Source organism: Bacteroides sp. HF-162, from assembly GCF_015679285.1.
GTDB lineage: Bacteria > Bacteroidota > Bacteroidia > Bacteroidales > Bacteroidaceae > Bacteroides > Bacteroides uniformis.
In genome coordinates, this window is sequence record NZ_CP064937.1 from 3,886,939 (window position 1) to 3,901,290 (window position 14,352).

Here is a 14,352-nt window from a genome sequence, read left to right on the forward strand (position 1 = left end):
CAGGTTCAAGCCGTACCTATTTATGTCGGTTTTCTATTGAAATTTTGGATTATGTACCTTAAAAATATTTCTACCATGACGGTATGAACCATGACTTTTAATCATTTCCATATCCCGAAATTTGCAGCAAAATCAATTAGTTAGCAATATGGAAATAATAACATTCGAGTCAAAAGCCTATAAAGAACTTGACAACAAGATTACAGCCATTGCAAATTACATCTTTAATCATTTAGATGCCAACAAGCCTGATGAAGATGAAATTTGGGTAGATAGTTACGAAGTATGTACATTCCTGAAAATCAGCGACCGAACATTGCAACGTCTACGGGCGGCAGGGCTGGTTTCCTATTCTGATATAAAAGGGCATTATTTCTACAAAATCAAGGAAATAAAGCGATTGTTAGAAGAACGTCTGATAAAAAGAGACAGGGAATGTATAAATGACTTGATAACCAACCATCAACTCTATGTTAAGGAAAGAAGAAATCTTAGAAAGGACAAATAACGGCTTGTCGGTGTTCAAGCACTACCTGCCCGGCAACTGGCGCATCGGTAGGAACTTCCTCAATCCGCTGTACGAGGACAGCAAGGCTTCCTGCAACATCTATTTTGACCGACACAGCGGCATGTACAAGATGAAGGACTTCGGCGATGACCGTTACAGCGGCGACTGCTTCTTTCTCGTGGGGCAACTGAAAGGGCTGGACTGCAACCGGGCTTCGGACTTCATCGAGATACTGGCGACCATCGACCGGGACTTGGGATTGGGACTGGCTGCGGGCACTCCGATAGCCATACCCCAAACGAACCATAACCGGAAAGTATCAAGCAAGAGCGAAGAAACCTCCGAAAAGCCCGCCAAGCCCTACCAGTTCCGGGAACAGAAGTTCACTTCCACCGAACTGGAATACTGGCGGCAATACGGCATCACGCCCGAACTGCTGGAGCGGTACAAGGTCTGCTCGCTCCGGGAATACCGCAGCGAAACGGCAGAAGGAAAGCCATACGCCTACATTTCATCAGCGGCAGAACCGATGTACGGTTACAAGGGCAAACAGCATATCAAGCTGTACCGTCCTTTTTCCACGCCCCGTTTCCTATATGGCGGCAGCTTCGGCGAGAACTATTGCTTCGGGCTGGAGCAACTGCCCGCCAAAGGCGATACATTATTCATCACAGGCGGCGAGAAAGACGTGCTTTCGCTGGCGGCGCACGGTTTCCATGCCATCTGCTTCAACAGCGAAACGGTAACTATTCCGGCAAACCTGATTTTCAGGCTGTCTTTCCGCTTCAAACACATAGTCCTGCTCTATGACACGGACAAGACGGGCAGGGAAAGTGCCTGTAAGCAGGAAAAATTATTGGCAGAATTTGGCGTGAAACGCCTGTTGCTCCCACTGCCCGGCACGAAGGAGGAAAAGGATATTTCCGACTACTTCAAAGCCGGGAACACCCGTGAAGATTTTCTGAAACTGTTCATTGAATTTTTAGACAACCTGTATAGCGACACACTCATCATGCTTAAATCGTGCGAGATAGACTTCAACAACCCTCCTGCCAAAGCGCAGGTGATTATCTCGGCGGGCGATGTCCCGCTGGGTACGCAAGGCAACCTGTTCGGCATCACGGGCGGCGAGGGAACGGGCAAGAGCAACTATGTAGCCGCCATCGTGTCGGGCTGCGTATGCCCGATGGATGTGGAGATAGACACGCTCGGCATCCACGTAACGCCCAACGGAGGGCGCAAGGCGGTCTTGCTTTATGACACCGAACAATCGGAAGTGCAACTGTTCAAGAACGTGAGCAACCTGCTGGCACGGGCAAAGCTGCCCGGCAAGCCGGACGAACTGAAAGCCTTCTGCCTGACGGGGATGTCCCGAAAGGAACGCCTGAACGCCATCGTGCAGAGCATGGACAAGTTCTATTACCAGTACAACGGCATCCAGTTGGTCGTCATTGACGGCATCGCCGACCTCGTAAAGAGTGCCAACGACGAAGCGGAAAGCGTGGCGGTGATAGACGAACTCTATCGGCTGGCAGGTATCTACAACACCTGCATCCTGTGCGTGCTGCATTTTGTCCCCAACGGCTTGAAGCTGCGCGGGCATCTGGGGAGCGAACTGCAACGCAAGGCGGCGACCATCCTTTCCATCGAGAAGGACGAAGAACCCACGCAGTCGGTAGTGAAAGCCCTGAAAGTGAGAGACGGAAGCCCGCTGGACGTGCCGCTGATGTTGTTCGCTTGGGACAAGGAAGCCGGAATGCACACCTACCGGGGCGAGAAACCCCGTGAAGAAAAGGAGAAACGCAAGGAAAGGGAACTGGTGGGCGTTGCCCGTGATATTTTCGGCAAGCAGACACACATCACCTACATAGACCTTTGCGAACAGTTGCAGCAGGTCTTGGACATCAAGGAGCGGACAGCCAAAAGCTACATCCGCTTCATGCGGGAGCGGGAAATCATCCTGAAAGACCCGGCGAACCAGAGTTATTTCATGATTGGTCTCATTTAATCCGGCAGCTTATGTATATCGACAAGGAAAACTTCGAGGCATGGATGGAGCGCATCATGGACAGGCTCGACATGCAGGACAAAAAGATAGACCGTCTGCTGAACAGCCAGAACTGCTTGGACGGTGAAAAGCTGCTCGACAATCAGGACTTGTGCTTTCTGCTCAAAGTGAGTGTCAAGACCTTGCAGCGTTACCGGAAGAAAGGCATACTGCCCTACCTGCTGCTGGACGGGAAGTATTACTACCGGGCAAGCGACATACACAAGCTGATTCGTGAGCGCACGGATTAGCGGTGTTATATGTCATCGTTCAATTACGTAATCCTGTTTTGTCGTGAGACAAGGCAGGATTTTTGAGTTTCATGCCAAATAATTCCGGTTATTTGATTAACTTTGCGAAATTAGACAGAGTATGACGGCGATTTGTTGGCATTTTTCCGGCATTTCGTCTTGATATAAAACATTGAAAATAAGCGTTCCGCTGAACGTCCTGATACGAAAACTGGCAAATTTTCAAATTGAGGGGATATTCAGTGCAGGATACGCTATGCAATCGCATAGCGTGGTCTTGCCTGTTTCCTCAAAGGTATTGCCAGTACCACGTATCGAAGCAGTGTAAGAGCCACGCTTCTTTTATGGATATTGGCGGACAGTTGAATAGGAATTATTAAACTGTTAAATACCGGATAAGATGAAACAAGTAAAAGCGCACATCGCCGTATCTCTGGACGGGCATACAGCCACATTGGATAATGAACTGGACTGGTTGCCCGATGAAGTAAAAACCATCGTAGGCAAACACTTTCTGGAAGCTGACTGCCTGCTGATGGGGGCAAACACCTATACCTATATCTTTGAGCATTGGGGCGGGTGGCCGTACAAAAAACAGCGGTCTTTTGTCGTGTCGCACCACGATACCAACCTTACGCCGGACTGCGGCGTGGAGTTCCTGACCGAAGAACCGCTGCGCAAGGTCTATGAACTGAAACAAACGCATGACATACTGGTGGTGGGCGGCGGCAAGCTGCTTACCTCGCTGGTGAAAGCCGGAATGCTGGATAGCCTGACCATCTACACCATCCCGGTGATGGTGGGCAAAGGCATCGGCTTTATCGGGGAAACATTCGGTTCTAAATGGAAACTGTCGGAAAGCGGGATGCTGGATGGCGGGGTTGTCCGTTCAACCTACTTGTTTGAGGGGTAAAAGATGCGCCCGGCTTGTTCTCCGGGCGCAATGGCACAATTCCATCGGATTGGCTACTTCTTCGGTTTTCCTTTCTTCTCCGGGAACGAGAAAGCGACATTGAACTGTTCGTCCAGCACCAGCGAAGCGTCGAAAGCCTTTCCGTTCTTCCCCCTGAAGCCTTTAATCAGCCCGGTCTTGCGTTTCGTTACCAGTTCGCCAATCTGTTTATCTGTAAGTTGTTTGTCGCACTTGCTGCGGAATATGGTCAGCGTGCAGTCCACGTTGGAACACTTCGCCACTTTCGGGTAGAACAGGATGCGCCCGCTGCCGCACTTGGGACACGGGCAGGTCTCGCCGCTGGCGAAGGACAACTGCACCGACAACAGTTCCGCCGTGATTTGGGCGGCGTACACCTCGATACCCTTGCGGAACGTGTCGGCATCCATGCTGCCCGCTTCAATCTTGGCAAGGGCGGTTTCCCACATACCCGTCATTTCCACATCGGCAATCTTCTTGTCCTTGACAATCCTGTAAACGGCAAGTCCCTTGTCGGTCGGCACAAGGTTCTTCTTTTCCCGCACGATGTACTGGCGGGCAAACAATGTCTCGATAATCGCCGCACGGGTGGCTGGCGTACCTATCCCGGCATCCTTCATGCTGGCTTTCAGTTCGGCATCCTCCAGTTCCTTCCCGGCGTTTTCCATTGCCGCCAACAGGCTGCTTTCCGTGTGCAGCGGTTTCGGCTTGGTCTGCTTTTCGAGCAGATCCACGCCGGAAAGCGGCAATGCCTGTCCCTCTTGAAGCGGCGGCAGGGTAGTTGCGTCCTCGTCCCCGCCCGTTTCCCGTTCGTTGAATACCGCCCGCCATCCGGCTGTTTTCAGCACTGCGCCTTTCACAGTGAAATCGGTATCTCCGGCGGACAACAAGACGGTGGTAACGTCCTTCACGCACTTGCCCGAAAAGGCTTCCAGCATACGCCCGGCTACCATTTCATAAATAGCCCTCTCGTCTTTGGAGAGTTCACCCGGCAGGTTCTCGGTAACAATCAGGGCATGGTGGTCGGTTACTTTGCCGTCATTCACGCTGCGGCGGTTCAAGGTTGCGCCATCCAGCCCGGCGGCATACCCGGCAAAACAGGGGTATCGCTCCAAAAGGGCGATGCGTTCCGGCATTTCCTCGAAAACATCTTCCGAAATATAACGGCTTCCGGTTCGGGGATAGGACATCACTTTCTTCTCGTACAGGCTCTGCGCTATGGAAAGCGTCTTGTCCGCCGAAAAATTCAGTTTTGTGTTCGCTTCCTTTTGCAGCGTGGTCAGGTCGTACAAAAGCGGCGGTTCTTGGGCGGCTTCTTTCCTCTCAACGGACTTCACCACAAATTGCCCGGCATCCTTTACCCGTTGCAAGGCTGCGATGGCTTCGGGCTGTTGTTCCCATCTGGCAGTCGATTGGGCGGTGAAACCAATTCCCCCGCTGGCGGTGCTGGCTTTGAGTTGCCAAAACTTGGTCGGGACGAAATTCTTGTTCTCCAGATAACGGTCGCATATCATCATAAGCGTAGGTGTCTGCACCCTGCCCAGCGAGAACACGCCCTGCCCAGCGGCTACGCTCAACGCTTGGGTGGCGTTTATCCCTATCAGCCAGTCCGCTTCGCTGCGGGACTTGGCGGCAAGATAGAGGTTGTCGTAACGTTCGCCCGGCTGCAAGTTCTCCATGCCCTCCCGGATTGCCCTGTCGGTCAGGCTGCTTATCCAAAGACGGACAAAAGGCTTGCGGCAGTCCAGATAATGGAAGATATAGCGGAAGATTAACTCGCCCTCACGTCCGGCATCGGTAGCGACAATAATCCTGTCGCACTGGTCGAACACCTCCTTAATCACTTTCAACTGCTTCAACACGCCGGGGTCTGCCTTATAGCCTTTTTCGGCTTTCACCTGACGGGGGATTAGCTGGAAGTCCGCCGGGATTATCGGCAGGCTCTCCCTGCGGAAGTTCGCCACGCCGTAGGCTTCGGGCATGGCAAGCTGGATGAGATGCCCGAATGCCCATGTTACCATATACCCATTGCCGGAAAGATACCCGTCATTCCTCTGTGTCGCCCCGATGATGCGGGCAATGTCCTTAGCCACGCTGGGCTTTTCTGCTATCAATGCTATCATAGTTCCTTGCTTTTTAAGTGGTCATTACATTTTCATTCCTTTGGATTTCTTGGGCTTGTCCGCTTTCAGGGCTTTGTCCTGCGTTTTCTCCTGCTTCTCCCTTTGCTTGGCGGTGGGTTTGTCCTGACCCTGCTTCAGCGGCTCTTTGGTCTGCTTGGTAGCTTCGTTGGTCTTGCCCTCCGTATTGACCGCTACTTGTGTCCGGCTCTCGGAGGCTGGGGTAACGTCTTTCGCCTGCACCTTGTCGGGGGATTTGCCCTGTGCGCCGGGCTGCACATGCCCGTTGAACTCCACGCCTTTTTCGTCCTTTACTCCGGTTACCTGCTGCAGTCCCTGCTGTAAGGTTTGTACGGCTGACTTCGGTAGGAACTCCAAACCCCGCTCCACTGCGCTGACTTGCAGGTAGGCACTGCGTTTCGTGCCGTCCTTGAATTGCAGGTTCTCCATCTTGACCGCTTTCCCGGCTTCAAAGGCGGCTTTCTGCTCCGGGCTTACCTTCACGCCGCAAACGCTGTCGGGGCATTTCCATTTGTCCGCCCGCATGTACTCCAGTTCGTGCGTGTGCCTGTCCCGGCTGATGAACACGGGGATTTGCCCTCCGCTTTTCGGGTCGGTGATTTGGGCGACACTGCCCAGATTTCCGATATGCTGCAAGTTCCCTTGTTCCTGCTTGGAGAACTCATGCCCGTAGTATGGGCGTTGCAACAGCTTTTCGTCCTGCTGTACGCCGTGCAGTTTGGGGACTATTGTGCCGTCCTTCGCCTGATAGAAGGACAACTTAACATCGGTCGGTCTGAGGTAGAAGCCGCCTATCGTTCCCGAAATGGTATAGGTGTTGCGGGATTTGTAGCCACGCATCACCCGGTCGTAGTCCTTCGTGTTTTTCAGGGTCTCGGCGGTGATGCCTACTTTTTTCAGGCTCTCCCAATCAATCTTCGCCGGGTCGAAGCGGTAGCCCTGCTTGGATTCCGGGTTGTCCGGTTTCGGTACACGGAGTGCTTCCACCTGTTTGTCGCCCTCCGGCGTGGGGTGGCGGTGGTTGTCCTCGATAGCCTTTGCGTTTTGTTCCATCTCCGATGCCTTGCAGCGGAACAATGCCAGCCCTTCGGTGTCCTGAAACTTGCGGTAGAAATTGGCGACAAGGTTGCTGATGATGTCGCCGTTCCTGTCCACCTGCATGAACTCGCCGCCCTGTATCGGCGGCACGGTCTGCAAGTTGCCCTCCTTGTCGAATCCTTTAACGGCACTCACTTTCCCCTGCTGTTTGTCCAAGACCAACAGCACGTCCTTTTCCTGCCCCTCTGTGGGCGGGGTCATTCTGTTTTCGCTCATAAATCATTGAAATTAAACGGTTACGGGAATAGTCCCGTCCAAAGGTAGCGACTAAATATGCTATATTTTGACGGATGGCAAGGGGTGTCCCGCTTTGTCTTGTGGTGGGTTGATTTGTCCGGGTGAAGAAAGACTGCAACCAATGGTTGCAACATTAAGAGCAGGCATAAAAAAAGAGAGCGAAGTTAATCACTCTCTTTAGATGAGCCATTTGTGAGCCATTTAATTATTGCAATAATAACTTATAATCAGTTGTTTATGATAAACTGCATTATACTTGTGATACGTTAGTGAGCCATTTGGGTACATAATAAGTCCCTTTGCCCACTTTTCCCTGCATTTCCAGCCAGCCATTCATCTGTTGGAGTATGCGGGATGCTGTCGGTTTGCTTACTCCTAAAATATGCTGTACGTCCGAGTTTGTAACACGCCCGTTCTTGCTGGCATATTCAATGACGGGTATATACCTTTCATCCACACGTTGCGCCAATAACTGCGAACGCACATCGGTATAATAGGTTATCATCAGACCGCTTATCATTTCCAGTTTGGGCGGCAGTAATTTATATGCGCTGACCGCTTCCAAGATACGCTTGTAGCCACGTCCCCAGCTTTCAATATCCCCGCTTCTGAAAAAGGCGTTGGCGATTATCGGGTTATAGGGTGCGGAAGGATGGCTTTCAAACAGCCTGTCGGTAGTCCAGTCCTCCGGCAACTGCCCGGAGTTCCAAAAAGTAATGTGGTCGGGAAATACGCTGATTTGGATGGGTACACCGCTGGCGTAATCCTTGTGGGCAATGGCGTTCATCAGTGATTCCCGGATGGCTTCCACCGGGAACTGCGGCGTTTCCCGCCGGGAAATGCCCTCGTATGAAATCCGGTAGATTAAATACTTGGTCTTTATCAAGTCCATAGCCTTGTCCACCTGTTCCATCAAAGCACCGTGAATCTCGTCCTGAAATTCCAGATTGCCTTTATCGTCCCGGAAAAAGCCTATCTTGATATATGCGCCGAACACATATCTTTCAGGGTCGGGATGGAACAACAGCACGGCGGCACGGTTCAAATGCCCGGCATCGTCAATCAGGCGCAAGTCCTGCAACAGATGCCCGGTCGTGTCATTCAACACCCCTTCGTCCACACGTCCGCTCCTTGCCGCTTCCTTGCGGAAACGGTTCAGCGCACTTTCTGACAAGTCTTCCGCTTTGGCTCTTTCTATGGGGAACTCGTCCCAATGCCTGCCTGTTTTCTGCATGATGAAACGGTTCAAAGCCGCACCTTTCAACTCCTGTTTCGTGCTGCCGCTGCGGTAATGGTACTGACCTTTGTAGTTGATAGGGTTTGAATAGGGCGGCACGTCAATCTCGATGTATTGCAGCCCGTTTTCTTCCAGCAGGTTCACATCGACCATGATGCCCAGCACATCACGCACCTTGTTCGGAATGTCCTCCAGCAGCTTCTTGGCATCGGCAACGCCGACCACCCTGCCGTTGTCATCCGTGCCGATATATATCTTGCCGCCTGCGGCATTAGCGAAACCGCATATCCATTTCAAGTATTCGTCCCGCCAGTTTTCTTTCCATTCAATATTTTGGTTTTCACTCATATAATCCTTCGTTTATGCAAATGTACGAAAAATAACGGCGCACTTTTTATCAAGCCGACAATCTTTTGCTCTATACATTATATTATATAGGGCTATTCTTCCTCGTCTTTTATCAAATGGCATAGTGCCGGGTCATTCTTAATCCGGGTTATCTCGTCCTCGACAATCTGCCGGACTTCCTGCCGGATGCGGTCGTAATTGGCTTGTATCTCTTCCTGCATCCGGTCGTTCCCGTCCTTGTCGGTGAAGTCGATAATCTGCGGCAGCTTCACATACCGGGCGGTTTCCCGCTTCACCTTCTCATTGTCCACCACAATTTCACAATGGAAAATCTTCTGCTCTATCCGCTCGTCGAAATTGTCCGCCACAGCCCCCACGAACATGCCTTGCGTGAGGTTGGATATTTTGCTGGCGGGTATCAGGCTGTCCATCTGGGTGCTTATCGAGGTGGACTTCTCCCGCTGGTTGATGGTCATGCTCTGCCGTTTCTGCAACACCTTCCCGAAACGCTCCGACAATATCTTTGCCGTCTCACCGACCACTTGCCCGCTGAACACGTTGCCCACCGTGTTTTGGATAACCTTGCTTTCCTTGTCCCCATAGTCACGGGTAAGCTGGCTGTAATCCTGAAAGCCCAGCAGTACCGCCACCTTGTTGCTTCGGGCGGTGGCAATCAGGTTGTCCAGACCCCGAAAATAGATAGTGGGCAACTCGTCTATTATCACCGAACTTTTAAGCTGACCTTTCTTGTTTATCAGCTTCACTATTCGACTGTTATATAATCCCAGTGCCGCCGAATAGATGTTCTGACGGTCAGGGTTGTTTCCGACAACCAAGATTTTAGGCTCTTTCGGGTTGTTTATATCCAGCGAGAAATCATCGCCCGTCATTACCCAGTAAAGTGCCGGGCTTATCATACGGGAAAGCGGGATTTTCGCACTCGCTATCTGACCCTGCAACTGCTCCTGCGCATCGGATTCCCAAGCATCTACGAACGGAGAAAGATAGTTCTCCTGTTCGGGATAGCTGCGTAAAATCGTGAACACATCGGCGTATTTCTTGTTCAACAGTTCTATGGCATGGGGGAACGTGCAATACTTACCGCCTTGATAGATACGGAGATACCAGATTATAGCCGCCAAAAGGATAATCGGGCTTTCCACAAAGAAGTCACCCTGCTTGCTTATCCAAGAGCGGTTAAGGTTGAGCATTATCGTATAGCTGGCTTCGTAAGCGTCCGCAATGTCCGACATGAAGCTGGCGTTTATCGGGTTGCACCGATGGCTCTTGCGTGGGTCGTCAAAGTTGATAACGTAAAACTTCGGCTTTACCTTGTAGCCATCCAAGTGATTAAGCAGGTGATTATAAGCGATTTCTGATAAATCGGGAAACTTGTAATCATAACAATACATCGAAAATCCCTTCTCGATTTGCTGTTTTATGTAACTGTTCACCACGGCGTATGACTTGCCGCTGCCCGGCGTACCCAGCACAAGGCTGGCACGGAACGGGTTCACCACGTTTATCCAGCCGTTGTTCCACTTCTTTTTGTAGTAAAACCGTGTGGGCAGGTTCACGGAGTATTCATTTTCTATCAGGCGGGTTTCCTGCATGAAACTCTCGTTCTCGGTGTTAAAGACATCATCCATCAGGTTGTTCTTCAACAGCCGGGACATCCATGTACCCGCCATGAGCAGGCAGATATAGCCCACAGACAGCGTGGCGATGTAAAACGTCGTGTCCGCCGTATGCGGAAGCGGCAGTTCCAGCAACCACCAGTTGAAGAAAAACAGCACGACACCCGCCGCAAGGCAGCAGTAAATCTTCACCCAAGTTATCTTCTCATCCTTCACGCCCTTGGTGCCGATGCACGACAAGGCGAGGAACACCACCGCAAAAAGTTTCGTCCAAAGAACAGACGAGAACAGCCCGGTGGTACGCTGGAAGTTCCATAAAATCTTGTCTATCACCTCAAAGGTTACTCCCCATCCTTTCAGGCTGGAGTAACAGAACCAGTACACGTTGATTCCCACGAATAGAATACTGACAGCCCGCATAAAGTCCATGACCCTTGCAAGCCCCCTCAAATCATCTTCCTGTTGCATAATCGTATGTTTTTATGTTAATCAGTTAGTCGATGCGCCTTGTACGCTTCTTTTTCTTCTTCTTTCTCTTTTGGCTGGCAGTCTCCTGTGGCTCATCACCGCCTGACGCGCCACCACCCAGCAACCCGCCGAAAGCCCCCAGCACGGAAGCCACACCCGAAATGATGTCGGCTTTCGGCGTGAAGTCCGGCTGTTCCTGACGCGTGGATTGTTCCTGCCACACATCCGTTTTCCTTTCATCGGAATACAAATCGTTGAACACGTTCGCCGAATACTCCTTGCCCAGACGTGAGCCGTTCAGCACCACCCGGCTGTCGTGGTCGATGAACGTAACGCCATAGATACGCCCGCTGTCGTTCCGGCGGAACACCACGTCAATGCCCTGCCGATTCAGTTCCCGTTCAAACTCCAACCGGGTGCGGGCTGTCCGCATGGCGGCGGCGACAATTTTCCGGGTACGCTCTTTCAGTTTTCCGTCCTTAATCACTTTACCAGATTTCTCCATCCTGCGCTGTACCGCTTCATACCCCACCGACCTGCCGATGCGGGATGCCTTTACCGGATTGCCCACCTTCTCGCCCTTGCCGTTCATGGCGGAATAGACGATGCCCTGATAGGGTCTGCCGTTTATCTCCCCCTTGACTTCCTCGGCGCACACGTTATAGGCGGCAAGCAACGCCCTGTACTCCCCGAACGACTGGAAACGGTAGCCGTAGCAAGCCGCTTTCACGGTGTTGCCGATTTGGTGCTTCACGTCCCCGGCGGCGTAATCCACCTTTTTAAGTTCCGGGCGTTCCGTCCGTTCCTTCTTTTCCGCCGGGTGAAGCCCGTACTTTCTTTCCAGTTCACGGGTGATTTGCTTGCTGCGTCGATGCTCGAATTTGTCATTCAGCGGTCTGCCGTTCTCGTCCACCCGCAAGCCTACGATGTGGATATGGTGGCGGTCTATGTCGGTATGCTTATATACTAAATAAGGTTGCCCGCCATAACCCAGCTTTTGCATATACTCTTTGGCAATGTCAGACAGTTGCTGGTCTGAAAGCACGTCTTCCGGGTGCGGGTTTATGGAAATGTGGAGTATCGGTTTTTGGGTGGAAAGTTGCACAGGCATCTGCATCTCGAAGCTGCGCATACACTCGCCGATAGAGAAATGCCCGTCCTCATTCAACAACATTTTGTTGGAGAAAAGCACCTTTGCTTCCCCGTTGTCCACCTTTTCCTGATTGTATGCCAGTGCGCCGAACATGGAACTTCCCGTGTTTATTTTGGCAACCATAGTTCCCTGCACTCGTTTGTCAGGTCGATAACCTGACGGTTCAACATAGCCAGTTCGGTGGTCGCTTTCTCCAGTTTATAGAGGAAAGCCAGTGCCTTTTTCTCCGAAAAGTTGCCGTGCAACGCTTTTACCACTTGGTTGTAATTGACCGCTACCGCCCGGAACTGGGCGTAAAATTCCGTCAGCTTGGCGCAATACTCGGCCGTCGACTTGTCCACTTTCACCACCCGGAACGGCTCGCCGAAGATACGTGCGGCAATGAAACGGGACTTGCTCGTAACGCCCGACTGCTCCCATTGCGCGAGGAAGCGGGCGTTCTCCCGGTCATTCAGGTACAGCACATGGCGGTGCTTCGCCGGGTCTTGTAGGGCGGGACGACCGCCCTTGTTGTTTCTTCTTGTTTCCATACTGCTTTGAATTAAAAAAATCACGACTTCGGAGTGGTTTTCACCCCCCCCCCCGCAAGGGGCAAGGCGTTTTCAGGCACGGAAAACGGTTTCGTGTGCCACGAAACACACCTTGCTATTTTCTGACGAAAATCGAAATCCGTCACGGACGGATTGGGGTTAGCGTGGAACGGTAAGCCCTGCGTTCACCAGCCCAGTTTTACACCTGCGCCCCCTGCGGTTCGTTACTCCGCTGCAAAGTAACGGTGATTTATAATGCTGTAAAATAGGTGGTTGGTGGACAAAACGGGACAGCGCAGGACAAATCGGGACAAGGTTTTCAGGGGACGTTTTTTCTCCCTTTTTTTGCATCGGATTTCAAGATTGAAAGACATATTTCAATCAAGCAAGAATGATTGAAAGCATGATTTCAAGAAAACATGATTGCAGGATTTCAATATTTCAAGAAAGAATGAAAGCAAGATTGAAATAAAACAATCTTTCAATATTTCAAGATTGCAACATGGAAAGAATGAATGATTGAAAGCAATAAATAAATCTATCAACCAATAATGAACGAAAGCAATATGGAAAACGAGAAAACACCCCTTTATGTCGCCTTTTCCACCCAAAAGGGCGGGGTCGGCAAAACCACCTTTACCGTGCTGGCGGCGAGTTATCTCTACTACCTCAAAGGCTACGATGTGGCGGTGGTCGATTGCGACTACCCGCAACACTCCATTGCCGGGATGCGAAAGCGGGATGCCGAGCAGGTCGGGGCGGATGAAGATTACAAGCGAATGGCGTATGAACAGTTTACCCGGCTGGGGAAGAAAGCCTACCCGGTATTGTGCAGTTCACCTGAAAAGGCGATTGCAACGGCTGACGGATATATAGCCGCCGGACACGTGCCGGATATAGTGTTTTTCGACCTGCCCGGCACGGTGAACAGCGAGGGCGTGATAAACTCCCTTGCGGGCATGGACTACATTTTCACACCCATTTCCGCCGACAAGGTGGTGCTGGAAAGCAGCCTGTCGTTCGCAATGGCTATCCAAAAGCTATTGGTGAAGAATGAAGCCTGCCGACTTGCCGGGCTGTACCTCTTTTGGAACATGGTGGACGGTCGGGAGAAAACAGACCTCTACACCGCCTATGACAAGACCATTAAGGAACTGGAACTGCCGCTGATGAAAACCTTTATCCCCGATACCAAACGCTACAAAAAGGAACTGGTGGCGGATAAAAAGGCGGTGTTCCGCTCCACGCTCTTTCCCGCCAGCCGCCCGCTGGTAAGGGGAAGCAACTTGGAAGAACTGATAACCGAAATAGTGTACTACATCAAATTACAATGATATGGCAAAGCAAAGCGGCGGGATGCCGAAGATAGACGAGGATTTCATGAAAGAACTTATCTCGCAGGGCGTACCCGCCAAGCGGGAGAGCCAGCCGGATGATGCACCGCAACCCGGCGGCGAAACGGAAACCGCCCACGAGGGACGGCAGACTGAAACGGTGCGGGTGGAGAAAACAACAAACCGCAAGCGCAAGGGCGGTTCGGGTGACTACCGGGAAACCTACTTTCAGAAAGTCGAACTGGCAGACCGACAGCCCTTGTACGTGAGCCGTACCACGCACGAGAAGCTGATGCGTATCGTGACGGTGATAGGCGGTCGCAAGGTGACGGTAAGCAGCTACGTGGAAAACATTCTGCTGCGCCACTTCGAGCAGTACCAAGACGAGATAAACACCCTGTACGAAAGCCACTTCCAAAAGCCTGTCTGACT

General features: G+C 51.7%; 12 protein-coding genes. 6 read left to right on the forward strand and 6 right to left on the reverse strand.

Translation table 11 applies throughout. From position 1 onward, the window contains the following. Positions 1-148: 148 nt before the first annotated feature. From ITJ87_RS16480 to ITJ87_RS16495, 4 genes are all read left to right on the forward strand, one after another. Positions 149-508: a helix-turn-helix domain-containing protein gene (locus ITJ87_RS16480; protein ID WP_117749055.1), complete on the forward strand. Its 360-nt coding sequence runs from the start codon at positions 149-151 to the stop codon at positions 506-508. Further along, complete coding sequence (locus ITJ87_RS16485) at positions 471-2,516, forward strand: bifunctional DNA primase/helicase (RefSeq protein WP_117965383.1); 2,046 nt, start codon at positions 471-473, stop codon at positions 2,514-2,516. Before ITJ87_RS16480 ends, ITJ87_RS16485 begins: the two co-directional genes overlap by 38 nt. Before the next feature lie 11 nt (positions 2,517-2,527). After that, positions 2,528-2,806: a helix-turn-helix domain-containing protein gene (locus ITJ87_RS16490; RefSeq protein WP_082002317.1), complete on the forward strand. Its 279-nt coding sequence runs from the start codon at positions 2,528-2,530 to the stop codon at positions 2,804-2,806. A gap of 400 nt (positions 2,807-3,206) precedes the next feature. Beyond that, positions 3,207-3,719, forward strand: coding sequence for a dihydrofolate reductase family protein (locus ITJ87_RS16495; RefSeq protein WP_117965385.1), 513 nt, complete (start codon positions 3,207-3,209; stop codon positions 3,717-3,719). A 53-nt stretch (positions 3,720-3,772) separates the two neighbouring features. On the opposite strand, the gene ITJ87_RS16500 is transcribed toward ITJ87_RS16495, so the two are convergent. The 6 genes from ITJ87_RS16500 to mobA form a co-directional block, all read right to left on the reverse strand. Continuing rightward, positions 3,773-5,860 (reverse strand): type IA DNA topoisomerase, encoded by a 2,088-nt coding sequence (locus ITJ87_RS16500; protein WP_117965387.1) that lies wholly within the window; start codon positions 5,858-5,860, stop codon positions 3,773-3,775. Between the two features lie 24 nt (positions 5,861-5,884). Further along, positions 5,885-7,192, reverse strand: a complete 1,308-nt coding sequence (locus tag ITJ87_RS16505) for a DUF4099 domain-containing protein (protein WP_117965389.1) — start codon at positions 7,190-7,192, stop codon at positions 5,885-5,887. 271 nt (positions 7,193-7,463) lie between these two features. Further along, entirely contained in the window at positions 7,464-8,798 is a 1,335-nt protein-coding gene (locus ITJ87_RS16510) for an ATP-binding protein (protein ID WP_117965391.1), read from the reverse strand. A 92-nt stretch (positions 8,799-8,890) separates the two neighbouring features. Continuing rightward, on the reverse strand, positions 8,891-10,903 hold the full coding sequence (mobC, locus tag ITJ87_RS16515; RefSeq protein ID WP_195690947.1) for a conjugal transfer protein MobC: 2,013 nt from the start codon (positions 10,901-10,903) through the stop codon (positions 8,891-8,893). Between the two features lie 25 nt (positions 10,904-10,928). Then, the gene (gene mobB, locus ITJ87_RS16520) at positions 10,929-12,179 is read right to left on the reverse strand and encodes a conjugal transfer protein MobB (protein WP_117965395.1); all 1,251 of its coding nucleotides are present in this window, start codon (positions 12,177-12,179) and stop codon (positions 10,929-10,931) included. Next, entirely contained in the window at positions 12,164-12,586 is a 423-nt protein-coding gene (gene mobA, locus ITJ87_RS16525) for a conjugal transfer protein MobA (RefSeq protein WP_117965397.1), read from the reverse strand. Before mobA ends, mobB begins: the two co-directional genes overlap by 16 nt. Before the next feature lie 551 nt (positions 12,587-13,137). Between mobA and ITJ87_RS16530 the strand changes: the two genes are divergently transcribed. Both ITJ87_RS16530 and ITJ87_RS16535 read left to right on the forward strand, forming a co-directional pair. Beyond that, entirely contained in the window at positions 13,138-13,920 is a 783-nt protein-coding gene (locus ITJ87_RS16530; RefSeq protein WP_117965399.1) for a ParA family protein, read from the forward strand. A gap of 1 nt (position 13,921) precedes the next feature. Continuing rightward, positions 13,922-14,350 carry a DUF3408 domain-containing protein gene (locus ITJ87_RS16535; protein WP_005680383.1) on the forward strand — a complete coding sequence of 143 codons (429 nt, stop codon included), beginning with the start codon at positions 13,922-13,924 and terminating at the stop codon, positions 14,348-14,350. Positions 14,351-14,352 lie beyond the last annotated feature (2 nt).

Bases quoted from the DNA above. Each gene is read 5' to 3' on its own strand.
- ITJ87_RS16480 (WP_117749055.1), top strand. From the start codon at position 149: ATGGAAATAATAACATTCGAGTCAAAAGCCTATAAAGAACTTGACAAC.
- ITJ87_RS16485 (WP_117965383.1), top strand. From the start codon at position 471: ATGTTAAGGAAAGAAGAAATCTTAGAAAGGACAAATAACGGCTTGTCG.
- ITJ87_RS16490 (WP_082002317.1), top strand. From the start codon at position 2,528: ATGTATATCGACAAGGAAAACTTCGAGGCATGGATGGAGCGCATCATG.
- ITJ87_RS16495 (WP_117965385.1), top strand. From the start codon at position 3,207: ATGAAACAAGTAAAAGCGCACATCGCCGTATCTCTGGACGGGCATACA.
- ITJ87_RS16500 (WP_117965387.1), bottom strand. From the start codon at position 5,860: ATGATAGCATTGATAGCAGAAAAGCCCAGCGTGGCTAAGGACATTGCC.
- ITJ87_RS16505 (WP_117965389.1), bottom strand. From the start codon at position 7,192: ATGAGCGAAAACAGAATGACCCCGCCCACAGAGGGGCAGGAAAAGGAC.
- ITJ87_RS16510 (WP_117965391.1), bottom strand. From the start codon at position 8,798: ATGAGTGAAAACCAAAATATTGAATGGAAAGAAAACTGGCGGGACGAA.
- mobC (WP_195690947.1), bottom strand. From the start codon at position 10,903: ATGCAACAGGAAGATGATTTGAGGGGGCTTGCAAGGGTCATGGACTTT.
- mobB (WP_117965395.1), bottom strand. From the start codon at position 12,179: ATGGTTGCCAAAATAAACACGGGAAGTTCCATGTTCGGCGCACTGGCA.
- mobA (WP_117965397.1), bottom strand. From the start codon at position 12,586: ATGGAAACAAGAAGAAACAACAAGGGCGGTCGTCCCGCCCTACAAGAC.
- ITJ87_RS16530 (WP_117965399.1), top strand. From the start codon at position 13,138: ATGAACGAAAGCAATATGGAAAACGAGAAAACACCCCTTTATGTCGCC.
- ITJ87_RS16535 (WP_005680383.1), top strand. From the start codon at position 13,922: ATGGCAAAGCAAAGCGGCGGGATGCCGAAGATAGACGAGGATTTCATG.